Raw genomic sequence first — 26,573 nt, 5'->3', positions numbered from 1 at the left:
CATCCGCATAGGTTGACGGTGAAAGGATCGGAGCATGAGTGATCTGCTGCGCGCGCTCGCGGGCGAGTCCGTCGAGCGCACCCCTGTCTGGTTCATGCGTCAGGCGGGCCGTTCGCTGCCCGAGTACCGCGAGCTGCGCGTCGGCACGCGGATGCTGGATGCCTGCCTCACCCCCGACCTGGCGGCCGAGATCACCCTGCAGCCGGTGCGCCGGCACGGCGTGGACGCCGCGGTGTTCTTCAGCGACATCGTGATCCCGCTGCGCCTGGCGGGCGTCGAAGTGGAGATCGAGCCGGGTCGCGGGCCGGTGTTCGCGAATCCGGTGCGCACCGCCGACGACGTGGCGCGCATCACCGCGATCGATCCCGCCGACCTGGACGGCACCGCGATCGCAGAGGCCGTGCGCATCGTGACGGCCGAGCTGGGGGAGACCCCGCTGATCGGCTTCGCGGGCGCCCCGTTCACGCTGGCCGCGTACCTCATCGAGGGCGGTCCGTCCAAGGAGCACCTGCGCGCCCGAGCCATGATGCACGCCGACCCGGAGTCCTGGGATCGTCTGGCCGGCTGGCTCTCCCGCATCTCGCGCCGGTTCCTCGAGATCCAGCGCGACGCCGGGGCATCCGTCGTGCAGCTGTTCGACTCCTGGGCGGGTTCCCTCAGCCCTGCCGACTACCGCGCGCACATCGCGCCGCACTCGCACGCCGCGCTGGACGGCATCGGCGTGCCGAGCATCCACTTCGGCGTGGGCACCGGACCCTTCCTCGGCGACATGCGCCTGGACGGCGTCGCCTCGGCCGTGGGCGTCGACTGGCGGATGCCGCTGGACGAGGCCATCGCCGTGCTCGGACCCGACGTGGCCGTGCAGGGCAACATCGACCCCGCTCTGCTGCAGGCGCCGTGGCCGGTGCTGGAGGCGCACGTCCGCGACGTGATCGCCCGCGGGCGCGGCGCGAAGGGGCACATCCTCAATCTCGGTCACGGCGTCCCGCCCGAGACCGACCCCGACCAGCTCACCCGCATCGTCCGTCTCGCCCACGACGAACTCTGACCCGCGGCGCCGTCCGCGGGATCTTTCCTGCCCGGCCGCCGGGTGCGCGCATAGGGCCGGATGGAAGAATCGGAGCATGAGCTCCGAGTATCCGGTCGACATCGCCGCCCGCGCCGCCGCACAGCACGTCGTGGTGGTCGGCGGCGGCATCGGCGGGCTCGTCGCCGCCCGCGAGTGCGCGAAGGTCGGGATGCGGGTGACCCTGCTCGAAGCCGAGGAGCAGCTCGGCGGCAGCATCCGCACGGCCGAAATCGGCGGCATCGTCGTCGACGCCGGCGCCGAGAGCTTCGCGACCCGCGGCGGTCACGTGCGCGCACTGGTCGATGAACTCGGCCTCTCCGACGCGGTCGTCCCGCCGGAGGGCGGCGGCGCCTGGCTCAGCGGCATCCCGGATGCCCCCGATGCACCGCTCCCGAAGGGCGGGCTGCTCGGCATCCCCGCCAACCCGTTCCAGGCGGACGTGCGCGCGATCATCGGCTGGCGCGGCGTGTGGCGCGCCTACCTCGACCGCCTGCGCCCGCCGCTGACCATCGGCCACGAGCAGAGCCTCGGCAGACTCGTCAGCGCGCGCATGGGCGCCAGGGTGCGCGACCGACTGGTCGCCCCGGTCACCGCGGGCGTCTACTCCGCCCTGCCCGAGGATGTCGACGTCGAGATCGCCGCACCCGGCCTGAGCGCCGCACTCACCCGCGTCGGGTCGCTGAGCGGTGCGGTGCTCGCGCTGCAGGGCGAGCGCGCGGGCAAGGCGCCGGGCGCCGCCGTGCTGGGCATCGAAGGCGGCATGGGCCGGATCGTCGAGGCGCTGCGCGAAGAGCTCGAGAAGTTCGGCGCGGAGGTGCGCACCGGCACGCGCGCGGTGCGACTGGACCACGCCCCGGAGGGCTGGACGGTCACCCTCGAGGAGTCGGACGCGGATGCCGCGGAGGCGGACGCCCCGGTCGGCGACGGCTCCCTCGACACCACCGCCGGGCCCGATGGCGTCTCGGCACCGGACGCGCCGCTCACCGCGACGGCCGTCGTCATCGCCACCGCAGAGCCCTCTGCGCGCACTCTGCTCGACCCGCACGTGACCGGGCTGAGCGACCCGGGCACTGCGCCCGAGATCGAGATCGTCACGCTGCTGCTGGATGCTCCCGAGCTCGACAGCGCCCCGCGCGGCAGCGGTGTGCTCACCGTTCCGGGCAGCCACACGGCCAAGGCGCTCACGCACTCCACCGCCAAGTGGGGCTGGTTGCGGCGGGCGGCCGACGGCAGCCATGTCGTGCGGGTCTCGTTCGGCACGCAGGGCGAGGACGCGGCGACCGCCTCGCTCGGCGACGACGCGGCGGCGCGGCTCGCGCTGTCCGAGGCATCCGCTCTGCTCGGCGTCCCGTTGCGGCCGGAGCAGTTGCGCGCTGCGCACCGCGCACGCTTCGTGCAGTCCCAGCCGACGTCGCTCATCGGCGCCGCCGAGCGCCGCACGGCCGTGCGCGAAGCCGTGCGGAAGACCCCGCGGCTGGCCGTCGTCGGGGCCTGGTTGTCGGGCACCGGTCTGGCGCAGGTCGTGCCGGATGCCGTGGCCGAGGCCGACGCACTGCGCAGCCAGCTGCTCTGGGACCGCTGAAGACGCCCCATTACGCCATCGTCCGCCTGCGCGCAAGAGTAGATGCCGAATCAGGAATATGCGACTACCCTGGAACACGATCGTTCGGGGGCAAGACGGTTCGGCCTTCGGCGAAGACGCCGCAACAAACGTCAGGAGGCTCCCATGAAGGGGAAGATCGGACTCGTCGTCGGACTCGGCGTAGGTTATGTGCTCGGCACCCGCGCAGGGCGCGAGCGCTATGAGCAGATCAAGACGCAGTGGCTCAAGGTCTGGCACCTCGACCCGGTGCAGAAGCAGGTCACGCGCGCGCAGGACTTCGCCAAGGCGCAGGCGGCAGCCGTGCCGGGAGCGCTGTGGACCGGTGCGGTGAAGGTCGTCAAGGCTGTCTCCAGCACGGGCACGCCCGAGCAGAGGCTGCACTCGGCCGCGGATGCGGCCAAGGACGCTGCTGAGGACGTCGCGGAGGCGGCGAAGGACGCCGCGGCCGAGGCCAAGCGCACCACCGCCACGAAGACCACCGCCAAGAGCACGACCTCGAAGTCCTCCGGCACGGCGAAGAAGAAGACCTCAGAGGCGGAGTGACATGACCCGCGGATACCGCGATCGCGCCGACGACAGCCTGCTGACGCTGCTCGGAGACCTGCCCGAGCTGGTGCGCAACCTCGTCACCGCCGAGATCAACGCCGCCAAGGCGTGGGTGTCGCGCACGGCGAAGGACGCCGGGATCGGCAGCCTGTGGTTCGTCATCGTGCTGTTCCTGCTGTTCTGGGCGATCCCCGTGCTGCTGGCCTTCGGGATCATCGGCCTGGCCTCGTGGTGGCCGGCCTGGCTGGCCGCGCTCGCGGTCTTCGTGTTCCTCTTCGTGGCCATCGCCGTGTTCGCCCTGCTGGGCGTGCTGCGCTTCCGCAAGGTCGTGAAGAGGGAGAACCCGGGCCAGGCCGTGGCCACCGACGTCCGCCTGATGAAGGAGCCCGACGATGACGAATTCTGACCCGAAGGCGTCCCTGCCCCGCACGGCCGTTCCCGCCGGGATCGTCGACCCGGTGGCATCCGCCCGTGCCGAGCTCAAGGCCGCGCTGGCCGCGATCGAGATCAAGGGCAACGTGCCCCGGCGGGTCGAGGAGGCGTCGGAGCGCGGCATCCTCAAGGCCCGCGCGTTCGCCCGGCGCAACCCGATCGGTGCGGCTGCGGCCGTCGCCGGCGTCGCCGCCGTGGTCGGCGGCGTCGTGTGGGTGATCGCGCGCGCGGTCTCCCGCTAGCGGCGGTCTCCCGCTGGGGACTAAGGTCTCCAGGTACGCGGCACCCCTCAGGAAGGGGCAGACTGGATGCATGCCGGAAGTTCGTGAAGACATCCCATCCGAATCCGCCCCTGCAGGCTTCACCCTCTGGGCCGTCTGGCGCCGAAACCCCGACGCCCCGGTCGTGGAGACCGAGGCCACCGAGCTGGAGACCATCGTCGCCGACATCGAGGAATCCGGTGTCTCGGTGCGCGGCTTCTACGACGTCAGCGGCCTGAAGGCGGACGCCGACCTCATGGTCTGGCTGCACGGCGACACCGCCGAGGAACTGCAGCGCGCCCTGCGCCGTCTGCGCCGCGCCGACCTGATCCGCCCGCTGCTGCCCGTGTGGAACGTGATGGGCGTGCACCGCGACGCGGAGTTCAACCGTGCGCACGTGCCGGGCTTCCTCCGCGGCGTCGAGGCGAAGGGCTGGCTCTGCCTCTACCCCTTCGTGCGCACCCCGGAGTGGTACCTCGCCTCCGAGGACGACCGCAGGCAGATGCTCGCGGACCACGGACGCAAGGGCGCCGCGCACCGCGGCGTGATCGCCAACACCGTCGCCGCCTTCGCGCTCGGCGACTACGAGTGGCTGCTGCCGCTCGAGGCCGACGACCCGACCGAGCTGGTCGACCTGATGCGCGACCTGCGTTACACCGAGGCCCGCCGCTTCGTGAAGGAGGAGGTGCCCTTCTACACCGGGCGCCGCCTGCGCCTCGACGAGATCGCCGACGTGCTGCAGTGAGAACGCCCATCCGTCCCGGCGCTCCGATCCGTCTCGGAACAAGGCGCAGCGCGCTCGCGCAGGCGCAGTCCGGGCACGTCGCGGACGCCCTGGCGAAGATCATCGGGCGCCCCGTCGAGCTGGTGCCGATCGTGTCGGAGGGCGACACCAACCGGGCATCCCTCTCCGAGATCGGCGGCACCGGCGTGTTCGCCAACCGGCTGCGCGAGGCGCTCGTGGCGGGGGAGTGCGACATCCTGGTGCACTCCCTGAAGGACCTGCCGACGGCTCAGCCCGACGGCCTCGTCATCGCCGCGACACCGGTCCGCGAGGACGCCCGCGATGTCGCGATCACGCGAGACGGCACCCCTCTGCACGAGCTGCCCGCCGGCGCGCGGATCGGCACCGGCGCCCCGCGCCGCATCGCCCAGGTGCGTCGCCGCGCGCCGCACGCGGAGGCCGTCGACATCCGCGGGAACGTCGACTCGCGACTGGAGCGGGTCGCATCGGGGGAACTGGATGCCGTGATCCTCGCCGCCGCAGGGCTGAGCCGGCTCGGTGCGGACTCCGTCCTGCACCGCGAGCACCTCGGCCTGGCCGAGTGGCCCACCGCTCCCGGCCAGGGGTCGCTGGCCGTCGAGACCCTGTCGGATGCCCCGGCCGATCTGCTCGCCGCGCTCGCGGAGCTCGACGACGAGGACACCCGCATCGCGGTGACGGTCGAGCGGGCGATCCTCGCCGGGCTCGAGGCCGGATGCCAGGCGCCTATGGCGGCCCACGCGCAGGTCACAGGCGACAGCATCCGCATCCGCAGCGTCGTGTACGAGCCGGCCGGAACGGGCCGGATCGGAATCGACGTCACGGAGTCCCTGAACGGGGGGTATATTCGTCGGAACGGCAGTGGCAACGGAGCAAGTGCTGCCGATGGTGCAGACCCGATGCGCGCGATCCGTGACATCGGCATGTCTGCAGCCCATCGGCTGCTCGAACAGGGAGCGGCCGACCTTCTCCCGCGAGAGTGATCCTGATGACTGCTTCCGAAACGAAAACGGCCAAGCCGCTGGACGGTTGGCGCGTCCTGGTGCCGCGTGGCGGCCCGTGGGGCGACAGTGTCGCCGCGAGCCTGCGAGTGCAGGGAGCAGTGCCCGTCGTGGCCCCGCTGATCAACTTCGCCCCCACCACGGATCAGGATGCTCTGGATGCCGCACTCGAGCGGCTGCAGGAGGGTCACTACGACTGGCTGACCGTCACGAGCGCCACCACGGTGGACGTGCTGTTCGCGCACCGGGTCACGGTGCCCAAGCGCACGAAGATCGCCGCCGTCGGCGAGACCACCGCGGCTGCCCTGCTCGCGGTGGGCTATGAGGTCGCGCTCGTCCCGGAGCTCGACAACTCGGCGGCGGGGATGGCCGAGCAGATGATCGCCCTCGAGCCGGAGCCCCGTCGCGTCCTCTCGCTGCGCAGCGAGATCGCCAAGCCGGTGCTCTCGGTCATGCTCAATGACGCGGGCCACGACGTCGACAGTGTTGTCGCGTATCGCACCGTGGGAGTGCCGGTCACCGACCGCATCCGCCGCGATGTGGAGAACGGCCGCATCAACGCGATCCTGATCACCAGCGGCTCGGTCGCGAGCCAGGTGCGCGAGCAGTTCCCCGAGATCCCCGATTCCACCCTGCTGGCCGCCATCGGCCCCCGCACCGCGAAGGACGCGCAGAAGGCGGGTCTGCCGATCTCGGTGGTCGCCGACCGGCAGACCGTCGACGCGCTGATCGAGACGGTGTCGCACTTCACCCTCCCGCACGCGGCCGACGAGTTCGCGGCGGACGAGTTCACCTCATGAGCCGCTTCCCCGAGACCCGGCTGCGCCGGCTGCGCCAGTCCGCTCCGGTGCGCAACCTGGTGCGCGAGACCTCCCTCTCGCCGCAGCAGCTGGTGCTGCCGATGTTCGTCCGAGAGGACCTGTCCGAGCCCGCCGCGATCGGCTCGATGCCCGGCGTCGTGCAGCACTCGCTCGATTCGCTGCGGCGCGCGGCGGCGGACGCCGCCGAGACCGGCATCGGCGGGGTCATGCTGTTCGGCATCCCCGAGGTTCGCGACGCCGACGGCTCGGGTGCGGACGACCCGGAAGGCATCCTGAACGTCGCGACCGCTGCGGTCGCCGCCGAGGTGGGCGACGCCCTGGTCGTGCAGACCGACCTGTGCCTGGACGAGTTCACCGACCACGGGCACTGCGGGGTTCTCGGGCCCTCGGGCGCCGTCGACAACGACGCGACGCTGGACCGCTACCGCTCGATGGCTCTCGCGCAGGCGCGGGCCGGCTCGCAGCTGCTCGGCCTGAGCGGCATGATGGACGGCCAGGTCGCCGCGATCCGCGAGGCGCTCGACACCGAGGGCTTCCAGGACACACTGCTGCTGGCCTACTCGGCCAAGTACGCCAGCGCCTTCTACGGTCCCTTCCGCGAGGCCGTGGATTCGCAGCTGAAGGGTGACCGCCGCACCTACCAGATGGATGCCGGCAATCGCCGCGAGGGTGTGCGCGAGGCGCTGTTCGACGTGGACGAGGGCGCCGACATCGTGATGGTGAAGCCGGCCATGGCGTTCCTCGACATGGTGCGCGAGGTGCGCGACGCCGTGGACGTGCCCGTGTGGGCGTACCAGGTCTCGGGCGAGTACGCGATGATCGAGGCTGCCGCCGCGAACGGCTGGATCGACCGCCGCGCGGCCGTCCTGGAGTCGCTGCTCTCGATCCGCCGCGCCGGTGCCGACGCCGTGCTGACCTACTGGGCCGTCGAAGCGGCCGAGTGGCTGCGCTGACCCGCTGAGCAGACCCGGACCCATGCGGTCCAGGTGGCGGATGCCTTTCGTCGGTCGGCGGCCGTCCGAACAGGCAGCGTCCGTCCGCCGCTCTCGGGCCGGATCGAAAATGCATCCGCATGCCGCAGTGCGGATCGAAAACGCACCGCACACGGCGCTCTCCGGAGCGTTTCTGACCCACGCTGTGCCGTAGGCGGGCGCTGGGCGAGCGGACGGCTGCCCTGGGACGCGCACATAGCCGGCATCCGTAGGCTTGTATCCATGACCGACCGCAATGACACCCTGTTCGATGCCGCCCGCGCGGTGATCCCCGGAGGCGTGAACTCGCCGGTGCGGGCGTACGGCTCGGTGGGCGGGACGCCCCGGTTCCTGGCATCCGCGAACGGTGCCAGGGTGACGGATGCCGCGGGCACGGAGTACATCGACCTCGTCGCGTCCTGGGGGCCGGCGCTGCTCGGCCACGCGCACCCCGAGGTCGTGCGCGCGGTGCAGGAGGCCGCGACCCGCGGTCTGTCCTTCGGCGCCCCCACCGAGGGGGAGGTCGAGCTCGCGCAGCTGATCGCCGATCGCGTGCAGGTGGGCGACGCGCGCCCGGTCGAGCACGTGCGCATGGTGTCCACCGGTACCGAGGCGACCATGACCGCCATCCGCCTGGCCCGCGGCGCCACCGGACGCGACCTGCTGGTGAAGTTCGCCGGTCACTACCACGGGCATTCCGATGGGCTGCTGGCCGCCGCCGGCTCCGGCGTCGCGACGCTCGCGCTGCCCGGTTCGGCCGGTGTGCCCGCTCCGATCGCCGCCCAGACGCTCGTGATCGACTACAACGACCCGGGTGCCCTCGCCGAGGTCTTCGCCGAGCACGGCGACCGCATCGCCGCGGTGATCGTCGAGGCGGCCTCCGCGAACATGGGCGTCGTCCCCCCGCTGCCCGGCTTCAACAGGCTGATCGCCGAGACCGCGCACGCGCACGGCGCGCTGATGATCCTGGACGAGGTGCTCACCGGGTTCCGCGTGCACCCCGCCGGCTACTGGGGCCTGCAGCAGGAGTCCGGCGAGCAGTACCTGCCCGACATCATCACCTTCGGCAAGGTCGTCGGCGGCGGGATGCCGCTCGCGGCGCTCGGCGGCCGTGCCGAGGTCATGGACCTGCTGGCGCCGGTCGGCCCCGTCTACCAGGCCGGCACGCTGTCGGGCAACCCGCTCTCGGTCGCGGCGGGCCTGGCGACGCTGCGCCTGGCGACGCCCGAGGTGTACGCGAAGATCGACGCGTCGGCATCCCGTCTGGCCGATGCTCTCCATCGTGCGCTGACCAACGCGGGCGTCGTGCACGCCGTGCCGCGCGCCGGCAACCTGTTCGGCGTGGCCTTCTCGGCCGAGGCGCCCACGACCTACGCCGAGGCGCAGGCTCAGGAGTCGTTCCGGTACGCGCCGTTCTTCCACGCCATGCGCGAGCAGGGCATCGCCCTGCCGCCGAGCGTGTTCGAGGCGTGGTTCCTCACTGCCGCGCACGACGAGGTGGAGCTCGCCGCGATCGAGGCCGCTCTGCCCGCGGCAGCGGCGGCCGCGGCATCCGCCACCGCCTGACTCCGCGCGTCCGGTCGCTCTCCCGTTTGTCGATCCGCACAACGGATCGTTGCCGCCTTGTGAGCAAGTCGCAGGCATCTTGCAGGGCGGCGCTGGCAGACTGGGGTGATGGTGACGCTCCTGCTGGATCAGACGCGACTCGAGGTGGTCCTGTCGCCGATCGAGCGCGCGTCGACCTTCCACCGCGAGAACGTGCGCGTCGAGCGCGAGCACATCACCCGCGTGCAGCTCACCGATGACGCGTGGACCTGGCTGCGCGGCGTCCCCGGACCCGGGACCTACATCCCCGGCATCCTGGCCGCAGGCACCTGGAAGGGCGCCGGCACGACGGATTTCGTGCTGATCCGCAAGCGTCGTCCGAGCGTGGTCATCGACCTCGAGGGCGACGAGCAGTACCAGCGGCTGATCCTCACCACCCGCCACGGCCTCGCGCTCATGCAGTCGCTGCGCCTCGAGGTGAGCTCCGAGCCCGCCGACGTCGTCGAGATCGCCACCGGATCGGTGCCCGTGACGAAGCCGCGTCAGCGGCCGGTCATCCGGCCCCGGCCGGCCTGACCCCGACCTTCAGGGCGTTCTGCGGCGATCAGCCGTGGTGCTGGTCGCCCTCGTGGTTCTCGTGACCCTGGTCGCCGTCGTGGTCGTCCGACCCATCGGCATCCGCTGACGCCTCGTCCTGCTCGTCGTCCGCCGTGTCCGGCCTCGGGACATCGCCGTAGGGGTAGTCCGGCGCGGGGCCGTCGAAGAAGCGGCTGGCGGCGCTGGAGAGCGAGCTGCGCATCGCAGCCAGGCGCGGGTCGTCCTCGGGGATGTCGTCCACGACGCCCTCGTCGTCGTCCTCGTCGTGCGACAGAGGCGGCGTGAACACCGGGATCGCCTCGGTGGCCGGTGCGGGCGCCTCGGCGTCGCCGAGAGACGCGGATGCCGGGATGCCGGTGATCAGCTCTGTGAACGTCGTCCGGTCGGTCAGCGGGGAGATCGAGATGGCGCCGGTGGCGTTCGGCAGGATGCCGGGACGCTCATCGGGATCGGTGAAGAAGTCGGCCGGGTCGACCGGCGCCGCGGGCTGCTCGGGGGCTTCGTCGGCGTCGGCGTCGGCTCCGGCCGTGTCGGCCGTGTCCGCGAGGCGCGGCGCCCAGAGGCCCGCCACCGCGTCGCGCAGCGAGGCGGAGGCGTCGTCCTCGGCCGGTGCCTCGTCCGTCGCGCTGTCCTCGGAGGCAGGGGCCTCGCCGTCGGCATCGGATGCCTGGTCTTCGGCGTGCTCGGATGCCTGGCCGCCGTCCTGCGCGGCGAAGTCGTCCTCGGCGCTGGAGTCTTCCTCGTCGCTGAAGTCGTCGTGGTCGCTCGAGTCGTTCTGGCTCTCGTCGCCGGTCTCGGCCTGGACGTCGGGCTCACCGCCGGAGCGGTCGCTGTCCGTGTCCTCGGAGCTCGCGGATGCGTCGGTGTGGGCGTCGGCGGACTCGGAGTCACCGGAGTCGGCGGACTCGGAGTCACCGGAGTCGGCGTCGTCGGATTCGGTGTACTCGGAGCCGGCGACCGCGGGATCGTGGACGTCGGCCGACAGGTCCTCGTCGCCGTCAGCGGCGTCCTCGGTGTCCGTGTCAGAGACCGCGGGGGCGTCGGCCGTGTCGTCGGTGTTCGCCTCGTCGGCGTCGGTCTCGAGGCCGGCATCCTCGGCCCCATGCGCCTCGGCGGCGATCGCCTCGTCGGCTTCCGTGTCGTCGGCGTTCGTCTCGGCGGCGTTCGTCTCGTCGGCGTTCGTCTCGGCGGCCTTCGCCTCGTCGGCATCCGTCACGCCACCGTCGGCGCCGGCGTCGGTCTCGTGGCCGGTCTCCTCGGCCTCGTCCGCCTCATCGCCGTCCGCCGCGGCGTCCGTGCCGGCGCCCTCCGCCGGGCCGTCGGCGTGACCGTCGTCGTTCGGCTCGTCGTCGCTCTCCACGGCGGTGTCTTCGGCATCCCGCGTCGACGCACCGTCGGCAGCGCCCTCATCGGTGGAGCTCTCGTCCGCGTCGCCGCCGGTCACCTCGGCAGGCGAGGTGGACTCCGGCGTGCTCCAGGGCAGCACACCCGCGGCGGCGTCCTCAGCCTCCGAAACCGCGGCGTCCTCGGCCGACGCACCCGCAGCGCCGTCGGCATCCGCTGCGTCGCTCGCAGCGGCATCCGTCTCGGAAGTGCCATCCGCGGCGGCCTCGTCAGCATCCGCCGTCGCACCGGGGACGATGTCCACCGGGGCCGTGCCGTAGCCGACGCCCGCGGCGGCGACCAGACCGCCGTCGGCGACCACCGCGGCGGCACCGGCGGTCGCGAGACCGGCTGCGGGCGCGGAAGCCGCCTCATCCTGCGGTGCGTGCGCGACCGGGTTGGCCACCTGATCCAGGCGCGGGCTGTCCGAGCGGCGACCGTAGACGAGGTCGAGGAAGACGTCCTCCAGGCTGGGGCCGCGCTGCTGCAGCAGCGTGAGGGGCACGCCGGCGGCGGCGGTGATGGCGCCCACGGTCGCGGCATCCGAGTCCCGCACGGTCACGCCCGAGCGCAGCACGTCGAAGTTCAGCTTGGCCGCCGAGAGCGCGGTGATCAGTTGCGCGCGGTGCTCGGCGTCCACGATCACGGCGCCGCCGGACGGATCGGCGAGCTTGTCGATCGAGCCGGCGAACACCGCGCGACCCTTCGACAGCACCACCACATCGTCTGCGACCTGCTCGATCTCGCTGAGCACGTGCGAGGACACCAGCACGGTGCGGCCCTCGTCGGCGAGGCGACGCATCAGCAGGCGCATCCACCGGATGCCCTCGGGGTCGAGCCCGTTCGCGGGCTCGTCGAGCACGAGCACGCCCGGGTCGCCGAGCAGAGCGGATGCCACGGCCAGGCGCTGGCGCATGCCGAGCGAGTAGCTGCCCAGACGCGTGTCGGCGTCGTCCTGCAGACCGACCAGGCGCAGCACCTCGTCGACGCGGGATGCCGGGATGCCGTTCGCCTTCGCGGCGATCGACAGCTGACGCGCGGCGGTGCGGCGCGGACGGTACGAGGCCTCTTCGAGGACGGCGCCGATCGAGCGCAGCGGCTGGCGCAGCTCCGAGTAGGCGGAGCCGCCGATCGTCGCGGTGCCCGAGGTCGGGCGGATCTGGCCGAGCAGCATCCGCAGCGACGTCGTCTTGCCGGCCCCGTTCGGGCCGAGGAAAGCCGTGACGACGCCGGGTTCGACGCGCACGGACAGGTCGGCGACCGCGGTCACGTCGCCGAAGCGCTTCGTGACCCGGTTGAACTCGAGCACCTGTCCCTGAGGCATGACAGTCTCCCCCTGTTGCAGTCAGTTCCCCCTATCTTCTCGGAAAACCCTGTGAATCCCGGTCTCACCTTGCCGGAAACCGCGATCCTGGCCCCCGAATAGGGACGAAACGCCAAGCGGAGTAGCCTGACGGCGTGACCGATGCCGAAGCCGCCACTGTCCTCATCCGCACCGAGAACTCCCTCGGACGCATCACCCTGAACCGTCCGCGGGCCATCAATGCGCTCGACCAGGACATGATCGGACGCATCACCGAGGCGCTGAAGGCGTGGGCGCACGACCCGGACATCGAGACCGTGCTGATCGACGGCGAGGGTGAGCGCGGTCTGTGCGCGGGCGGCGACGTGCGCGCCCTCTACGAGCAGCTGGTGGGCAGGCATCCGGGCGACATCGCCGAGTTCTTCCGGGCGGAGTACGCGATGAACGCCCTGATCGCGGAGTACCCGAAGCCCGTCGTCGCGTTCGCCGACGGCATCACGATGGGCGGTGGCATCGGCCTGGCCGGTCACGCGGCGGTGCGGATCGTCACCGAGCGCTCCAAGCTCGCGATGCCCGAGACGCGCATCGGCTTCACCCCCGACGTCGGCGGCACCTGGCTTCTGGGGCGTGCGCCGGGCAGGCTGGGGGAGTACTTCGGCCTGACCGGGCAGAGCATGACCGGAGCGGATGCCGTGCAGCTCGGCTTCGCCGACCACTACGTCCCGTCCGAGCGCCTCGACGCGCTGCGCGAGGCACTGGCATGGCGGGCCGACCCCGGCACTCCGAACGAGCTGGTGCTGCTGTTCGACGAGACGCCCGAGCCGTCGCCGGCGCTCGCCGCGCGAACCTGGATCGACGAGGCGTTCTCGGCGGACACGGTCGGCGAGATCGTCTCGCGCCTGCGGGCATCCGAGGAGCCGGATGCCGCCGCGGCGCTGGCCGTGCTGGAGGAGCTCGCCCCGACCGGGCTGGCCGTGACGCTGGACGCCGTGCGGGAGGCGCGGCGGATGCACAGCGTGCGCGAGGCGCTGGAGGGCGAGTACCGCCGCATCATGTGGTTCGGCACGCAGCCCGACATGGTCGAGGGCATCCGCGCCCAGCTGATCGACAAGGATCGCGACCCGAAGTGGAACCCGGCCACGATCGCCGACCTGCCGGCCGATCCCGGCGCACGAGCGCGCGAGTTCGTCCCGGACGTGCCGCTGTTCGACTGAGGTTCGATCCGGCGCTCGGCGCTCGGCGCTCGGCGCTCGACGTTTGGTACTTCTCGTCCAGGTCGCGATTCGTCACGGAAAGCGGCGCCGACAGCGGGACGAACTGCGACCTGTACGACCGGCGGATGTTGACAGCGGGACGAACTGCGACCTGAACGCGGAGAGCGTCAGTCGCTCACGGACGCGATGAGCTCCTGCAGCTTGGCGACGTGCGCCGCGGCGACCCGGTCGCCCGCGTAGGCGAGGGCGCCGGCGCGCGGAGCGTCCAGCAGCGAGCGATCGGCCTCGAGGCGCAGGATCAGCTCGGCCAGTCCTGCGGCATCCGGGGTCGACGTGCCCAGCGCGGCGTCGCCGAACTCCGTCGCCAGCACCGGGTCGCTCACGATCACGGGGCGCCCGTGCGCGAACGCCTCCAGCGCCACCATCGGCTGGTTGTCGAAGCCCAGCGACGTGATGAGCGCGGCATCCGCGGCATCCATCAGCTCTGCGACGCGCTCGCCCGGAACCGGGCCGTGGAACGTCACGCCGGGCACCGGCCGGTGCGTGCCGCCCGCGACGTCGAGGTGCACGCGATCCGCGCCCACCCGCGCGACGACCGCGCGCATGGCGTCGAGCGCGACCTCGACGCGCTTCTCGGGTGCGAAGCGGGCCACCCACAGCAGTCGCAGCGGACCGCCCTCCGCGGGCTCGGTCGCCTGCAGCGGCTGCGCCACGTTCGAGAACGCCTCCACGCGCCCTGCGCCCGCCTGCCGCAGCGCCTCGCCCTGGTGACGCGAGGGGGAGAGGACGATGTCGGCGCGCTGAGCGATGCGCAGCGTCATGGTGCGCAGGGCGTTGTTCAGCGGGTGGCTGCCGGAGTAGCGGTCGCCGTCGCGGATGCCGGTCAGCGCGCTGTGCACCCGTGAGACCAGAGGCGCGAACGGCGCGAGCGCGGCCGGCGCACGCCAGAAGAAGGTGTGCACCGTGTGCAGCACGGGGATGCCGAGCCGCTTCCCGACGGAGAGGGCGGCGGATGCCAGCGCGAACTCCGAGTGCACGACGATCGCGCCCACGTCGTGCCGGCGCACGGTCGCGGCGACCAGCGGCTCCAGGTCGCCGGCGCGACCGAGCAGCGGCAGATCCAGCACGGGGATCGTCCCGCGGCGCGGCGGTGCGACGGTCACGACGCCGTCGGCGGTCAGCGCATCGGCATCCGGGGCCAGCACCACGACAGGCACTCCCTCGCTCGCCAGGGCCTGGGCCTGCCGCACGAACGCGGTCTGCGCGCCGCCCAGGTACTTCAGCGAATAATCGCAGACCAGCAGGACAGCAGAACCGGTTCGCATGCCTGCGAGTCTATTCGCGGCACCCTGACCGATTTCTCGATCGGATCCAGGAAAACAGGGCGCATGGGAGCGGTCCCGCCGGCGGTTTCGCCCTCAGCGAAGGTCATCCCTGAGGGGGATACGAATGTCCGCGGTTCGTGGCACTCTGTCATGTGGCCCTCTCCGGGCCCCGATCCCAAAAGGAAGTCCGCCTGTGCTGGGAAAGATCCTCTTCCGTTATCTGTCGAAATACCGATGGCTGCTCGTGGGCGTGCTGGTCTTCCAGTTCGCGAGCGCCATGGCGTCACTGTATCTGCCGCGCCTGAACGCGGACATCATCGACCAGGGCGTCGCCAAGGCCGACATCGGCTACATCTGGTCGCACGGCGCGTTCATGCTGATGATCTCGCTGGGCCAGATCATCGCGTCGATCGTGGCGACCTACTTCGCCGCGCGCGCCGCCATGCAGGTCGGCCGTGACATCCGCGCCGACGTGTTCTCACGCGTGAGCGGCTTCTCCGAGCGCGAGGTGTCGCAGTTCGGCGCCGGCTCGCTGATCACCCGCAACACGAACGATGTGCAGCAGGTGCAGATGCTCGCCATGATGGGCGCGACGATGTTCGTCACCGCCCCGCTGCTGGCCATCGGCGGCATCATCATGGCCGTGCAGACCAACGTCGGCCTGAGCTGGCTCATCGCCGTCTCGGTGCCCGCCCTGCTGATCGTCGCCGGCATCATCATCGGCCGCATGGTCCCGCTGTTCCGCAGCTACCAGGGCAAGCTCGACACGGTCAACCGCGTCATGCGCGAGCAGCTCACCGGCGTGCGCGTCGTGCGCGCCTTCGTGCGCGAGCGCATCGAGGAGGGGCGGTTCCGCGAGGCGAACACCGACATCATGATCGTCGGCCGCAACGTCGGTTCGCTGTTCGTGCTGCTCTTCCCGCTGTTCATGCTCATCCTCAACGTCACGGTCGTCGCCGTCATCTGGTTCGGCGGCATCGAGGTCAACGCGGGCTCGGTCGAGGTCGGCACGCTGTTCGCCTTCATGCAGTACATCGGCCAGATCATGATGGGCGTGATCATGTCCAGCTTCATGGCCATGATGATCCCGCGCGCCGCCGTCTCGGCCGAGCGCGTCGGCGAGGTCCTCGACGCGAAGTCGTCCATGACCCGCCCCGAGCACGGCGTGACCGATTTCCCCACCCCCGGGGCGGTCGCCTTCGAGAACGTGGAGTTCACCTACCCCGGTGCCGAATCGCCGGTGCTGAGCGGGATCAGCTTCCGTGCGGAGCCGGGCGAGACGGTTGCGATCGTCGGCTCCACCGGCGCGGGCAAGACCACGCTGGTCTCCCTGATCCCGAGGCTCTTCGACGTGACGGGAGGCGCGGCCCTCGTCGGCGGCACCGATGTCCGCGAGGCCGATGTCGACGCGCTGTGGAAGGGCATCGGGCTGGTCCCCCAGCGTCCCTTCCTCTTCAGCGGCACGGTCGCGTCGAACCTGCGGTACGGCCGTGAGGACGCGACGGACGAGGACCTGTGGAAGGCGCTGGAGATCGCCCAGGGGCGAGACTTCGTGGAGGAGATGCCCGACGGGCTGAACTCCCGCATCGCGCAGGGCGGCACGAACGTCTCGGGCGGTCAGCGCCAGCGTCTCGCCATCGCGCGGGCGCTCGTGCACCAGCCGCGCATCCTCGTCTTCGACGACTCGTTCTCGGCTCTCGACCTGACCACCGACGCCCGGCTGCGCCAGGCGCTGTGGCGAGAGCTTCCCGACGTGACCAAGATCGTCGTCGCGCAGCGCGTGTCCACCATCACGGATGCGGACCGCATCGTCGTCCTCGAGGGAGGAACCATGGTCGGCGTCGGCACGCACGACGAGCTGCTGGCCACCAGCGCCACGTACAAGGAGATCGTCGAGTCGCAGCTGGGGGTGGACGCATGAGCCCGCAGACCGAAGCCGGATCCGATGAGGGTGTCGAGAAGCTCGACCGCAAGGCGCTTCGGCGCGAGCGCATGGCCGCTGCACGGGCCAAGGCCGCCGGCCCCGACCCGTCCCAGATGAGCGAGGCCGAGCGCGAGGAGCACGAGCTCGCCGAGAAGGCCCGCCTCGAGGGCGGTGGCATGTTCGACGGTCCTGCGCCGGGCAAGGCCGACAACTTCGGCCCCAGCTTCAAGCGCATGATCGGGTTGCTGAAGCCCTCGGCCGTGTGGTTCGCGCTGGTGTCCTTCCTCGGCGCCATCGGCGTCGTGCTCGCGGTCGCCGCGCCCAAGGTGCTCGGAGAGGCGACCAACGTCGTCTACGAGGGCTTCGTGTCCCACATCCTCGGCACCGGTTTCGGTGACTTCCCCGGATTCCCCGAGGGGACGAGCAAGGCCCAGGTGGTCGAGGCGCTGCGCTCCGCAGGGCAGGACGACTTCGCGAACATGGTCGGCGCCATGCAGGACTTCTCGGTCGGTGCGGGCGTCGACTTCGAGCGGCTGCGCTGGATCATCATGGCCGTGCTGGCGATCTACGTGGTCTCCGCGCTGCTGAGCTGGATCCAGGGCTACGTGATCAACGTGATCATGGTCCGCACGATGTGGCGCCTGCGTGAGGACGTCGAGGCCAAGATCAACCGTCTGCCTCTGTCGTACTTCGACAAGGTGCAGCGCGGTGAGCTGATCTCGCGGGTGACCAACGACATCGACAACATCACGCAGACCATGCAGCAGTCGCTGTCGGGTGCGCTGACCTCGGTGCTCACCGTGGTGGGCGTGCTGATCATGATGTTCTCCATCTCCTGGCAGCTCGCCCTGGTCGCCCTCGTGTCGCTCCCGCTGATGGCCGTCATCTTCGGCGTGATCGGCCCGCGTTCGCAGAAGGCCTTCGGCACGCAGTGGCGCAAGGTCGGCCGTCTGAACGCCCGCGTCGAGGAGGCCTTCTCCGGCCACGCCCTCGTCAAGGTGTTCGGTCGCGAGCAGGACGCCCTGGACCGTTTCCAGGTCGAGAACGAGGAGCTCTACCAGGCCAGCTTCAAGGCGCAGTTCCTGTCGGGCATCATCATGCCCGCGATGATGTTCGTCGGGAACCTCACGTACGTCGGCATCGCGGTGCTCGGCGGACTGATGGTCGCCAGCGGCAACCTGCGTCTGGGAGACGTTCAGGCGTTCATCCAGTACTCGCAGCAGTTCAGCCAGCCGCTCAGCGAGCTGGGCGGCATGGCCGCAGTGGTGCAGTCCGGCACCGCCTCCGCGGAGCGCGTCTTCGATTTCCTGGACGCGGACGAGCAGGACCCGGATGCCGAGGACGCACCCGACCTGCCCGACGAGGCGACCGGCGGTGTCATCGAGTTCCAGAACGTCGCGTTCTCGTACACCGAGGACCGTCCGCTGATCACCGATCTGTCGTTCCGGGTGGAGCCGGGGCAGACGGTCGCGATCGTGGGCCCCACGGGTGCGGGCAAGACCACGCTGGTCAACCTGATCATGCGGTTCTACGAGCTTAACTCGGGTCGCATCCTGCTCGACGGGCAGGACATCGCCGAGGTCAGCCGCGACGAGCTGCGCTCGCGCACGGGCATGGTGCTCCAGGACCCGTGGCTGTTCGCGGGCTCCATCCGCGAGAACATCCGCTACGGCAAGGCGTCGGCCTCCGACGACGAGGTGCTCGCAGCCGCGAAGGCCACCTATGTCGACCGGTTCGTGCACTCGCTGCCGGACGGCTACGACACCGTGCTCGACGAGGACGCGTCGAACGTGTCGGCGGGTGAGCGCCAGCTGATCACGATCGCCCGCGCGTTCGTCGCCCAGCCGTCGATCCTCATCCTCGACGAGGCCACCAGCGCGGTCGACACCCGTACCGAGCTGCTGCTGCAGCACGCCATGGCGGCGCTACGTCAGGGTCGCACCTCGTTCGTGATCGCGCACCGTCTCTCGACGATCCGCGACGCCGACCTCATCCTCGTGATGGAGCACGGCGACATCGTCGAGCAGGGCACCCACGACGAGCTGATCGCCACGCAGGGCGCCTACTGGCGCCTGTACCAGTCGCAGTTCGAGCAGGCGGCATCCGACATCGACGCCGAGGACGCTCTCACCGGCAGCACGCCGGTCGTCGTCTCGGGTGATGCCGAGGATGCCGCGCAGGAGGATGCCGCCCAGGAGGCGATCGCCGAGGCGGCGGATGCCCCACAGTTGGCCGAGGCCGTGCGCGAGGCCGAGTCCGCGGCATCCGAGTCCGACCGGACCTGAGCCGCCGCACCCTGACCGACGCATGCGGAACGCCCGCCCCCTTCCGGGCGGGCGTTCTCGTGTCTGCGGCGGCGGAACCTACTGCTTGTCGATGCCGAACAGCTCGAGCGGGTGCGTCAGCCGCCACCAGATGCTCGGGGCGGTGACCTCCTTGGCGAGCGACACCGTGGTCTCCGCCGTGTTCACCGGGCCCTTGGCGCTCAGCGTGCCGGCCTTCGCCCCGGCCGTGGTCTTCGACCCGAGTGCGAGATCCGAGGTCGCGGTGGCGGTCGCACCGTTCCACAGCACCACGCGCACGTCGGAGTCCGTGACGAGGTTCACCTCGCCGCCCCACTCGGTCGTGACCTTCCCGACGACGGTGCCCTTCGGCACCGACACCGGCTGATCGGCGAGCGACTTCTCCATGCCGGCCAGCAGTTCCCGGGTCACGGCGAGCCGATCCTTGCTGCTGTCCTGCCCGAGCACCGAGGTGAACAGGCGCACGGTCGTGTCACCGACCTTCACCTCCTTGGCCGTCAGCAGGTTCCAGTGATCGAGCGTTCCGGTCTTGATGCCGATCACGCCGGGATCGTCGAGCATCTTGTTGGTGTTGGTCACGGTGCCCACGCCCGGGATCTCGGCCGTGCGCGTGGCGACGATCTCCGCGAAGACCGGGTTGCGCATCGCCAGCTCGCTGAGGCGCAGCATCGCCTCGGGAGTCGCGACGTTCGACTTGCTGAACCCGGAGGGATTCTCCAGCGTGATGCCTTCGATGCCGTTGTCGCGCAGCCACTTCGCCGCGGCGTCGGCGAAGGCGGCCTCCGAGCCCCAGATCTCCCTGGCGAGCCGGTCGATGTAGTTGTTCGCCGACCCCAGCAGCACACCCTGGAGCATCTGGTACTCGGTCAGGCTGCCGCCGACGGGCACATCGAGCGAGGACTGGTTCGAACGGCGGTAGTCCAGGAAGTCGCGCTGGTCCGCCTTGGTGAAGGCGTAGCTGGGTCCCTGCTCGCCCACCTTCAGGGGCAGTTTGTCGAGCACCATCATCACCGAGGCGACCTTGCTGAGGCTCGCGATCTGGTCCCGGTCGGTGGTGGACGCCACCGGGTTCATTCCCAGCACCGCCACTGCGGCGCTCCCCGTGGCGGGCCAGGTCACGATCGCGGCCGGTGCCGCGGCGATCTCGACCGTCGCGCTCTGCACCGCCGGTGCGACGTTGTCGAGCGGGGCGAGGAGCGTGCCGCCGACGTAGCTCGCGCACAGGGCGCCGATGACCCCGAGGGGGAGGACCAGCCGCAGCCGTCGCCCCGTGGGCGCGAGACGAGCCCCGGCGAACAGCGCCGGAGCGGTCTCCGGCTCGGCGGACGGCGTCGCCCCGACCTTCAGCGGATCGACCCAGGTCAGCGCCGTGATCGGATGCCGGTCATCGGCCCACGCCGTCACCTGGGCGGGCTGCGCCTCGACCTCGGGCTCGGACACCTCGGTGGTGTCGGCCTCCGCGGCCAGGGCGTTCTCGATGTCGCTCAGGAAGAGGGGGGAAGGCTCCTCAGCGGTCACGGGAGCAGGCTCATCGAACAGTTCCCGGGCTTCCGGCTGCACGGGCGCGCCGAACAGGTCGGCGATCGCGGGGGAGGCGGAGTCGTCGACGGGCGGAACCGCGACGGCGTCCTCGGCGCCCAGCAGCCGGGGGTCGGCGAGTGCTTCCGCAGGCGGGAGGCCATCGCCGGACGGGGATGCGGCTGCTCGCGCGGCACCGGCATCGGGGATCACGTGCACGGGAGCGGTCGGGTCGTCGAGCAGGTCGGAGGGCTCGTCCGCGAGCGCGGTCGGCTCGGCGGCAGCGTCGGGTGCGGCATCCGCCGGTCCCGGAGCGTCCTGCTCCGGCGTGGGCGTCCCATCGATGGCATCCACAGCGCCAGTATCGCCGCTGAACGGGGTGGTGGTGATGATCGCGGTCCCCGCCGGAGTCGTGTCGGCGGACGCGGCGGCCGGCTCGGAGGCGGGCCCGGCGTGCGCGCGCGACTTCTCGCGCAGCGAACGGCGCGTGGCAGGGCGTGTGAACTCGGGGGAGACAGTCACCCGATACACGCTACCAACCATCCCCGTGAACGAACCGACTAGAATCGAGGGCACAACCACGGGAGTCCGGCGTGCCGGGCTGAGAGGAAGCGACCCGCGCTTCGACCGTCGAACCTGATCCGGATCATGCCGGCGCAGGGAGGAGTTCAGATGAGTGCATCCATGTCCGCATCCGCCGCACAGGGCGTCACCGCTGTCGCGCAGCCGCGCTGGCGCGTCGTCGACATCGTCGTGGCAGCCGTTCTCGGCGTCGCGACCGGCCTGATCTTCTGGGGCTGGAACATCGTCGGAGGCGCCTGGTTCGGCGCAGCCGACGCCGTCACCCCGGGCCTCGGCGGGATCGCCGTCGGCATCTGGCTGATCGGCGGCGTGATCGGCGGTCTCGTGATCCGCAAGCCCGGTGCCGCGCTGGTCGTCGAGGTGGTCGCCGCGATCATCTCGATGCTGATCGGCAACGTGTGGGGTGTCTCCACCGTGCTCTCCGGCATCGTGCAGGGCCTGGGTGCGGAGCTGATCTTCGCCCTGTTCCTCTACCGCCGGTTCACGCTCCCCGTGGCGATGCTCGCCGGGGTCGGCGCGGGCGCGGCGGCCTGGATCTTCGAGATGTTCTACGGCTCCTCGCCGAACTTCCTGAAGTCCTTCGAGTTCAACGCGATCTACCTCGGCACCCTGGCGGTCTCGGGCGCGCTGCTGGCAGGCCTGGTCGGCTGGCTGCTCGTCCGCGCGCTCGCCGCGACCGGCGCGCTGAGCCGATTCGCCGCCGGCCGGGAAGCGCGCCAGGAGGTCTGAGCGTGACGGCTCCGGCTCGCGTCACCGCGAACGGATGGGGCTGGCGCTACGCGGGCCGGCGTCTTCCCGCGGTCAGCAACGCGACCTTCACGATCGAGCCCGGCGAGCGCGTGCTGCTGCTCGGTGCCTCCGGCGCCGGCAAGTCGACGCTGCTCGCCGGTCTCGCCGGCGTGCTCGGCGACGCGGAGGAGGGCGAGCGCACCGGTTCGCTGCTCGTCGACGGCGCAGCGCCGGAGGCCCGCCGCGGCGCGATCGGACTCGTGCTGCAGGACCCGGATGCCGGTGTCGTGCTCTCCAAGGTCGGCGACGACGTCGCCTTCGGATGCGAGAACCTCGCCGTCCCGGCCGAGCAGATCCCCGGCCGGGTGGCGGAGGCGCTCGAGGCGGTGGGTCTCGACGTCCCGCTGGACAGGCCGACCAAGATGCTCTCCGGCGGGCAGAAGCAGCGGCTCGCGCTGGCCGGCGTCCTGGCCATGCGGCCGGGGCTGCTGCTGCTGGACGAGCCGACCGCCAACCTCGACCCCGAGGGCGTGCGGGAGGTGCGCGAGAGCGTCGGCCGGATTCTGGATGCCACCGGCGCCACGCTCGTCGTCGTCGAGCACCGCACCGAGATCTGGGCGGATCTGCTGACCCGCGTGATCGTGCTGGCCGCCGATGGCGGCCTGCTCGCGGACGGGACGCCGGCGGAGGTCTTCGGCCGCTACGGCGAGGCGCTGGCGGATGCCGGCGTGTGGGTGCCCGACCGCGGCATCCCCCTGCCGGTTCTGGAACCTGTCGGCAGCGGAGCGGATGCCGTGCTCGAGACCGCATCTCTCGCGGTGGCGCGCGATGGGCGCACCGCCGTGCAGACCGGACTCGACCTGAGCGTGCCGCGCGGCGCGGCCACGGTCATCACCGGGCCGAACGGGGCGGGCAAGTCCACCCTGGCGCTCACGCTCGCGGGCCTGCTGCCCGAGCTCGAGGGCACGGTGTCCTCGGCATCCGATCTGGCCGGGCGCTCCGGCCGGCGCCCGTCGCGCTGGACCTCGCGCGAGCTGCTCACCCGCATCGGCACGGTGTTCCAGGAACCCGAGCATCAGTTCCTCGCCCGCATGCTGCGCGACGAGCTCGCGGTCGGACCGCGAGCGCTGAAGAAGTCGGATGCCGAGGCCACCGCCATCGCCGACGACCTGCTGGAGCGGCTGCAGCTGGCGCCGCTGGCACTCGCCAACCCTTTCACGCTCAGCGGCGGGCAGAAGCGGCGGCTGTCGGTGGCCACCGTGCTCGCCTCCGCCCCGCAGGTGATCGTGCTCGACGAGCCGACCTTCGGGCAGGACCGGCGCGGATGGATCGGCATCGTCGAGCTGCTGCAGGAGGAGGTCGCCGCGGGCCGCACGGTGATCGCGGTGAGTCACGACGACTCGGTCGTGCGCCATCTCGGCGGGCAGCGGGTGGAACTCGCCCTCGGCGCCCCGGCATCCGGAGGGACGAGGTGACCGTCGTGAGGGCACAGACCCCGGCTCCCGCTCTCTCCGGCACGACGCGCGCCGCCTGGCTCGACGGCGTCAACCCGGTGACCAAGCTCGTACTGGCGCTGCTGCTCTCGGTTCCGCTGTTCGCATCGATCGACCCGGTCAGCGCCCTGGTCGCGATCGGGCTGCAGCTGCTGTGCCTGCCGCTCACCGGCCTGCCGGTGCGCACGGTGCTGCGCCGGCTGCTGCCCATCGCGCTGTTCTCGCCGATCGCGGGGCTGAGCATGCTGCTGTACGCCGAGCCCGAGGGGCACGTGTTCTGGCGGTTCGGGGTCGCCGCGATCAGCGAGGGATCGATCGAACTGGCCGTCGCCGTCGCACTGCGCGTGATCGCGCTGGGCCTGCCGACCATCCTCCTGTTCGGACGCACCGACCCCACCGAGCTCGGTGACGCGCTCGCCCAGGTCGCACACCTGCCGAGCCGCTTCGTGCTGGGCGTGCTCGCCGGCACCAGGATGCTGGGGCTGTTCCTGGACGACTGGCGCACGATGGCGCTGGCACGCCGGGCGCGCGGTGTGGGTGATCACGGTGCGCTGCGCCGCTTCTTCTCGATGGCGTTCGTGCTGCTGGTCTTCGCCGTCCGTCGCGGCACCAAGCTGGCGATGGCCATGGAGGCGCGCGGGTTCGGCTCCGGTCTTCCGCGCACCTGGTCGCGGCCCTCGCGGCTGCATCGACGCGACGCGGTCGCGGTGCTGGGCGGGTCGGCCATCATGGTGATCGCGATCGCCGCAGCAGTGGCATCCGGCGTCTTCCGGTTCGTCTGGAGCTGACGGGTCCGGCCGGGGCTCACCCGGGCGGAGAGGATGCCGACGAACGTGCCGATCAGGTCGCGTTCCACAGCTCCCGATAGTACGCCAGCCTCTCGCGGTCGGGCTCGAGGCCGTACGCCTCGATGAGCGCGTCCTCCCAGCCCGGCCCGTAGTTCCACTCGGTGCTCATCGAGGCGACCGCGATGTCGCCCCAGCGGTCGCCCACGCCGAGCAGGCCGAGGTCGACGTGAGCAAGCCAGCGGCCGTCGTCGCCGATCAGCGTGTTCGGGCAGCAGGCATCCGCGTGGCAGACCACGAGGCGGTCGATCGGCGGGGCGTCATGGAAGCGCTCGGGGACGCGGATGCCGCGGCGCTCAGCGTTCGCGATGCGGCTCTCGACCGCCCAGTCCCACGGGCAGTCGTCGACGGGCAGTGCATCGTGCAGCGCCCGCAGGCCCTCGCCGACCGCGCGCACCGCGATCTCGGGGCGCGCCACCCAGCGCGGGTGCACCGCGCTGTCGCCGTCGATCGCCCTGGTGACGAGCCACTCGTGGGTGGCATCCTGATCCTGGTCGATGACCTCGGGCACCCGGATCCAGCGCCCCGCCCAGCGCATCCTCTCGGCCTCGTCGCGCAGGTTCCACTCGTCGTTGCGCGGCCCCCACTTGATGAAGAACGGATGCCCGGCGGCGGGGCTCGCGCGGAAGGTCAGACCGCCGATGTCGTTCGCCCACACCGGTTCGAGCCCGGCGTCACCTGCCAGGTCGCGCACACGGTCAGGGACGTCGACGGGCGCTGCGGGAATGGACATGCATCCATCCTCACCCGTCAGCGGCTCGGGCGCTCAGCCACCCAGCCAGCCGGCGATGCCCTCGGCGGCCTCGCTGATGACCGAGATCAGCCACACGACGAGTCCGACGAGCCCGAAGACGAACGCGAACCAGGGGAAGCGATTGCGCAGCCGGCGCCCCTGACGGGCGACGCCGAGCGGGCGTGCGCCGGGGAACGATCCGACCGCGTCCTCCGGCATGAGCCTGTCATCGCGCCACTGCGCCCACTGGCGCGCCATGTCGCGGATCGAGTCGACCGTGTCGAGCAGCCTCCGCCAGCTGTCGCCGTCGGTCGTGATGATGCCCTGTGGGGCGTAGAGCCGCACGGTCGACCCCATCAGCTCCACGTCCAGCGCGCGGGCATGCGTCAGCAGCGACTGCATGATGTCGGGAGGCAGCAGGTACAGGGCATCCGCCTCGTAGCCGGTCGGGCAGTACATCCGGAACGAGCGGTCGAAGTCGCCCTCGAGCTTGAGGCGCTGATCGCGCACCGGATCCAGCACCAGGTTGCTGCGCCCGAACGGACCGTCGTTGGCGCGGCTGTCGAGCACGATGTGCGGCAGCTCGGCCGGGACCGAGAAGGTCACGTACTCCGTGGTCTTGACCGTTCGGCTGCGCCCGGTGCCCGTCACCGACTTGTAGCGGCCGAACTCGGCGCCCTGATCGGCGGTGCGCAGCACGTCGAAGAGGTTCTCGTCGCCGCCGGCCTCGAACGCCGCTCCCACCGCGCCGCCGGACGGCGCCCAGAGGCGGTAGGTCCAGCCGTTCGCCGCCGCGAAGCCGCGCAGGCGCACCCGCCGCCGGTCCTCGGCCAGCCAGCGTGCGGCGATCCACACCGGCACGGCGAGCATGCCGAGCGGGATGAGGATCCCGATCATCGCGAACGCGATGTCGGCGACATCAGGCCGACCGGACAGCATCCGCACCGACATCGGGGCGAAGAGCGTCAGCGTCAGCCCGAACATCGCCACGATCAGCAGCAGGATGGCCGCGCGAGGCCGGCGCGCGCTCGCCGGACCGGCGGCGTCCGCCTCGCGTGCGATCGCCCGCGCTTCGGCGAGGGGCACGGATGCTGTCAGCGCAGCGGTATCGAGCTCTGTGGCGGCACGCAGGGGCACGTCGCCAGCGTAGCGGTCAGTCCAGCAGCGGCCTCAGGACGCCTTCGAGCACGACGGCGTGGTTGTGCTCGGTGTTCGCCACCGCGTACACGAGCGTGACGACGGGCCGGCCACGCAGTTCGTCGACCAGGGCCTGCAGCGCCGGTGCGCTCTCGCCTGCCAGCTGTGCACGGTAGCGATCGGCGTTGACCTCGAAATCGGCGTCCGGAGCCGCATGCCAGTCGTGCCTCAGCGCGGTGCTGGGGGCGACGTCCTTGGCCCACAGATCGATCGCGGCGCGCTCCTTCGAGACGCCCCGCGGCCACAGCCGATCGACGAGCACCCGGAACCCGTCCTCGGCGGAGGCGCTGTCGTAGGCTCGTTTCCGACGGAGTTCCATGTGCTCAGCATCCCCCTCCTGCGGTGATCCCGCCAGTGGGGAGACTCAGAACCACGTATGCTGAGACTCAGTCGCAATCACCGTCGGTGCGAACCGC

At 71.3% G+C, this 26,573-nt stretch carries 23 protein-coding genes and 1 riboswitch; of the genes, 17 read left to right on the top strand and 6 right to left on the bottom strand.

Features of this window, described 5'->3' with window-relative positions; translation table 11 throughout:
- Positions 1–34: 34 nt before the first annotated feature.
- The 11 genes from hemE to ACTJJ4_RS13025 all read left to right on the top strand — a co-directional run bounded on the left by hemE (position 35) and on the right by ACTJJ4_RS13025 (position 9,587).
- Positions 35–1,048 (top strand): uroporphyrinogen decarboxylase, encoded by a 1,014-nt coding sequence (gene hemE / locus ACTJJ4_RS13075; RefSeq protein WP_440943733.1) that lies wholly within the window; start codon positions 35–37, stop codon positions 1,046–1,048.
- Positions 969–2,651, top strand: coding sequence for a protoporphyrinogen/coproporphyrinogen oxidase (locus ACTJJ4_RS13070; RefSeq protein WP_440943924.1), 1,683 nt, complete (start codon positions 969–971; stop codon positions 2,649–2,651). Before hemE ends, ACTJJ4_RS13070 begins: the two co-directional genes overlap by 80 nt.
- Before the next feature lie 144 nt (positions 2,652–2,795).
- Positions 2,796–3,215, top strand: coding sequence for a hypothetical protein (locus ACTJJ4_RS13065; protein WP_440943732.1), 420 nt, complete (start codon positions 2,796–2,798; stop codon positions 3,213–3,215).
- A gap of 1 nt (position 3,216) precedes the next feature.
- Positions 3,217–3,624, top strand: coding sequence for a phage holin family protein (locus tag ACTJJ4_RS13060; protein ID WP_440943731.1), 408 nt, complete (start codon positions 3,217–3,219; stop codon positions 3,622–3,624).
- On the top strand, positions 3,611–3,892 hold the full coding sequence (locus tag ACTJJ4_RS13055) for a hypothetical protein (RefSeq protein ID WP_292696850.1): 282 nt from the start codon (positions 3,611–3,613) through the stop codon (positions 3,890–3,892). Before ACTJJ4_RS13060 ends, ACTJJ4_RS13055 begins: the two co-directional genes overlap by 14 nt.
- 70 nt (positions 3,893–3,962) lie before the next feature.
- On the top strand, positions 3,963–4,655 hold the full coding sequence (hemQ, locus tag ACTJJ4_RS13050) for a hydrogen peroxide-dependent heme synthase (RefSeq protein WP_440943730.1): 693 nt from the start codon (positions 3,963–3,965) through the stop codon (positions 4,653–4,655).
- Positions 4,652–5,656 (top strand): hydroxymethylbilane synthase, encoded by a 1,005-nt coding sequence (gene hemC, locus ACTJJ4_RS13045; RefSeq protein ID WP_440943729.1) that lies wholly within the window; start codon positions 4,652–4,654, stop codon positions 5,654–5,656. Before hemQ ends, hemC begins: the two co-directional genes overlap by 4 nt.
- 5 nt (positions 5,657–5,661) lie before the next feature.
- Positions 5,662–6,474 carry a uroporphyrinogen-III synthase gene (locus ACTJJ4_RS13040; RefSeq protein WP_440943728.1) on the top strand — a complete coding sequence of 271 codons (813 nt, stop codon included), beginning with the start codon at positions 5,662–5,664 and terminating at the stop codon, positions 6,472–6,474.
- On the top strand, positions 6,471–7,448 hold the full coding sequence (hemB, locus tag ACTJJ4_RS13035) for a porphobilinogen synthase (RefSeq protein ID WP_440943727.1): 978 nt from the start codon (positions 6,471–6,473) through the stop codon (positions 7,446–7,448). Before ACTJJ4_RS13040 ends, hemB begins: the two co-directional genes overlap by 4 nt.
- A 261-nt stretch (positions 7,449–7,709) precedes the next feature.
- Positions 7,710–9,032 (top strand): glutamate-1-semialdehyde 2,1-aminomutase, encoded by a 1,323-nt coding sequence (hemL, locus tag ACTJJ4_RS13030; protein ID WP_440943726.1) that lies wholly within the window; start codon positions 7,710–7,712, stop codon positions 9,030–9,032.
- A 108-nt stretch (positions 9,033–9,140) separates the two neighbouring features.
- Entirely contained in the window at positions 9,141–9,587 is a 447-nt protein-coding gene (locus ACTJJ4_RS13025) for a hypothetical protein (RefSeq protein ID WP_440943725.1), read from the top strand.
- 28 nt (positions 9,588–9,615) lie between these two features.
- Here ACTJJ4_RS13025 and ACTJJ4_RS13020 read toward each other — a convergent pair whose 3' ends face one another.
- On the bottom strand, positions 9,616–12,315 hold the full coding sequence (locus ACTJJ4_RS13020) for an ATP-binding cassette domain-containing protein (protein WP_440943724.1): 2,700 nt from the start codon (positions 12,313–12,315) through the stop codon (positions 9,616–9,618).
- Between the two features lie 134 nt (positions 12,316–12,449).
- Between ACTJJ4_RS13020 and ACTJJ4_RS13015 the strand changes: the two genes are divergently transcribed.
- Positions 12,450–13,508, top strand: a complete 1,059-nt coding sequence (locus ACTJJ4_RS13015; protein ID WP_440943723.1) for an enoyl-CoA hydratase/isomerase family protein — start codon at positions 12,450–12,452, stop codon at positions 13,506–13,508.
- A 167-nt stretch (positions 13,509–13,675) separates the two neighbouring features.
- Here ACTJJ4_RS13015 and ACTJJ4_RS13010 read toward each other — a convergent pair whose 3' ends face one another.
- Positions 13,676–14,833 carry a glycosyltransferase family 4 protein gene (locus ACTJJ4_RS13010; protein WP_440943722.1) on the bottom strand — a complete coding sequence of 386 codons (1,158 nt, stop codon included), beginning with the start codon at positions 14,831–14,833 and terminating at the stop codon, positions 13,676–13,678.
- Between the two features lie 193 nt (positions 14,834–15,026).
- On the opposite strand from ACTJJ4_RS13010, the gene ACTJJ4_RS13005 reads away from it, so the two are divergent.
- Together ACTJJ4_RS13005 and ACTJJ4_RS13000 are read left to right on the top strand one after the other, a co-directional pair.
- Complete coding sequence (locus ACTJJ4_RS13005) at positions 15,027–16,754, top strand: ABC transporter ATP-binding protein (RefSeq protein ID WP_440943721.1); 1,728 nt, start codon at positions 15,027–15,029, stop codon at positions 16,752–16,754.
- A gap of 116 nt (positions 16,755–16,870) precedes the next feature.
- Entirely contained in the window at positions 16,871–19,042 is a 2,172-nt protein-coding gene (locus ACTJJ4_RS13000) for an ABC transporter ATP-binding protein (RefSeq protein WP_440943923.1), read from the top strand.
- A 78-nt stretch (positions 19,043–19,120) separates the two neighbouring features.
- Here ACTJJ4_RS13000 and ACTJJ4_RS12995 read toward each other — a convergent pair whose 3' ends face one another.
- Positions 19,121–21,100, bottom strand: coding sequence for a D-alanyl-D-alanine carboxypeptidase family protein (locus ACTJJ4_RS12995; RefSeq protein WP_440943720.1), 1,980 nt, complete (start codon positions 21,098–21,100; stop codon positions 19,121–19,123).
- Between the two features lie 48 nt (positions 21,101–21,148).
- A riboswitch (TPP riboswitch) is annotated at positions 21,149–21,260 on the top strand.
- Here ACTJJ4_RS12995 and ACTJJ4_RS12990 point away from each other — a divergent pair.
- The 3 genes from ACTJJ4_RS12990 to ACTJJ4_RS12980 all read left to right on the top strand — a co-directional run bounded on the left by ACTJJ4_RS12990 (position 21,251) and on the right by ACTJJ4_RS12980 (position 24,170).
- Positions 21,251–21,889, top strand: coding sequence for an ECF transporter S component (locus tag ACTJJ4_RS12990; RefSeq protein ID WP_292697369.1), 639 nt, complete (start codon positions 21,251–21,253; stop codon positions 21,887–21,889). It overlaps the preceding riboswitch by 10 nt.
- A 2-nt stretch (positions 21,890–21,891) precedes the next feature.
- A complete protein-coding gene (locus ACTJJ4_RS12985) occupies positions 21,892–23,364 on the top strand; it encodes an ABC transporter ATP-binding protein (RefSeq protein ID WP_440943719.1) in 1,473 nt (490 codons plus the stop codon).
- A gap of 5 nt (positions 23,365–23,369) precedes the next feature.
- On the top strand, positions 23,370–24,170 hold the full coding sequence (locus tag ACTJJ4_RS12980; protein ID WP_440943718.1) for an energy-coupling factor transporter transmembrane component T family protein: 801 nt from the start codon (positions 23,370–23,372) through the stop codon (positions 24,168–24,170).
- Between the two features lie 52 nt (positions 24,171–24,222).
- Here ACTJJ4_RS12980 and ACTJJ4_RS12975 read toward each other — a convergent pair whose 3' ends face one another.
- Genes ACTJJ4_RS12975 through ACTJJ4_RS12965 form a run of 3 tightly spaced genes read right to left on the bottom strand, consistent with a single transcriptional unit; the run spans position 24,223 to position 26,476 of the window.
- Positions 24,223–24,960 carry a phosphotransferase gene (locus ACTJJ4_RS12975; RefSeq protein WP_440943717.1) on the bottom strand — a complete coding sequence of 246 codons (738 nt, stop codon included), beginning with the start codon at positions 24,958–24,960 and terminating at the stop codon, positions 24,223–24,225.
- A 33-nt stretch (positions 24,961–24,993) separates the two neighbouring features.
- The gene (locus ACTJJ4_RS12970; RefSeq protein ID WP_440943716.1) at positions 24,994–26,097 is read right to left on the bottom strand and encodes a hypothetical protein; all 1,104 of its coding nucleotides are present in this window, start codon (positions 26,095–26,097) and stop codon (positions 24,994–24,996) included.
- 16 nt (positions 26,098–26,113) lie between these two features.
- Positions 26,114–26,476, bottom strand: a complete 363-nt coding sequence (locus ACTJJ4_RS12965; protein ID WP_440943715.1) for a DUF488 domain-containing protein — start codon at positions 26,474–26,476, stop codon at positions 26,114–26,116.
- Positions 26,477–26,573 lie beyond the last annotated feature (97 nt).

This window comes from Microbacterium sp. 22195 (genome assembly GCF_052056515.1).
Classification (GTDB): Bacteria; Actinomycetota; Actinomycetes; order Actinomycetales; family Microbacteriaceae; genus Microbacterium.
This window is presented reverse-complemented; position numbering and strand designations above follow the sequence as displayed.

Coding starts and splice junctions, on each gene's coding strand:
- ACTJJ4_RS13065 (WP_440943732.1), top strand. CDS start 2,796: ATGAAGGGGAAGATCGGACTCGTCGTCGGACTCGGCGTAGGTTATGTG.
- ACTJJ4_RS12975 (WP_440943717.1), bottom strand. CDS start 24,960: ATGTCCATTCCCGCAGCGCCCGTCGACGTCCCTGACCGTGTGCGCGAC.
- ACTJJ4_RS12965 (WP_440943715.1), bottom strand. CDS start 26,476: ATGGAACTCCGTCGGAAACGAGCCTACGACAGCGCCTCCGCCGAGGAC.
- ACTJJ4_RS13010 (WP_440943722.1), bottom strand. CDS start 14,833: ATGCGAACCGGTTCTGCTGTCCTGCTGGTCTGCGATTATTCGCTGAAG.
- ACTJJ4_RS12990 (WP_292697369.1), top strand. CDS start 21,251: ATGAGTGCATCCATGTCCGCATCCGCCGCACAGGGCGTCACCGCTGTC.
- ACTJJ4_RS13040 (WP_440943728.1), top strand. CDS start 5,662: ATGACTGCTTCCGAAACGAAAACGGCCAAGCCGCTGGACGGTTGGCGC.
- ACTJJ4_RS13060 (WP_440943731.1), top strand. CDS start 3,217: ATGACCCGCGGATACCGCGATCGCGCCGACGACAGCCTGCTGACGCTG.
- hemB (WP_440943727.1), top strand. CDS start 6,471: ATGAGCCGCTTCCCCGAGACCCGGCTGCGCCGGCTGCGCCAGTCCGCT.
- ACTJJ4_RS13055 (WP_292696850.1), top strand. CDS start 3,611: ATGACGAATTCTGACCCGAAGGCGTCCCTGCCCCGCACGGCCGTTCCC.
- ACTJJ4_RS13025 (WP_440943725.1), top strand. CDS start 9,141: ATGGTGACGCTCCTGCTGGATCAGACGCGACTCGAGGTGGTCCTGTCG.
- ACTJJ4_RS13000 (WP_440943923.1), top strand. CDS start 16,871: ATGAGCGAGGCCGAGCGCGAGGAGCACGAGCTCGCCGAGAAGGCCCGC.
- hemL (WP_440943726.1), top strand. CDS start 7,710: ATGACCGACCGCAATGACACCCTGTTCGATGCCGCCCGCGCGGTGATC.
- ACTJJ4_RS13020 (WP_440943724.1), bottom strand. CDS start 12,315: ATGCCTCAGGGACAGGTGCTCGAGTTCAACCGGGTCACGAAGCGCTTC.
- hemE (WP_440943733.1), top strand. CDS start 35: ATGAGTGATCTGCTGCGCGCGCTCGCGGGCGAGTCCGTCGAGCGCACC.
- hemQ (WP_440943730.1), top strand. CDS start 3,963: ATGCCGGAAGTTCGTGAAGACATCCCATCCGAATCCGCCCCTGCAGGC.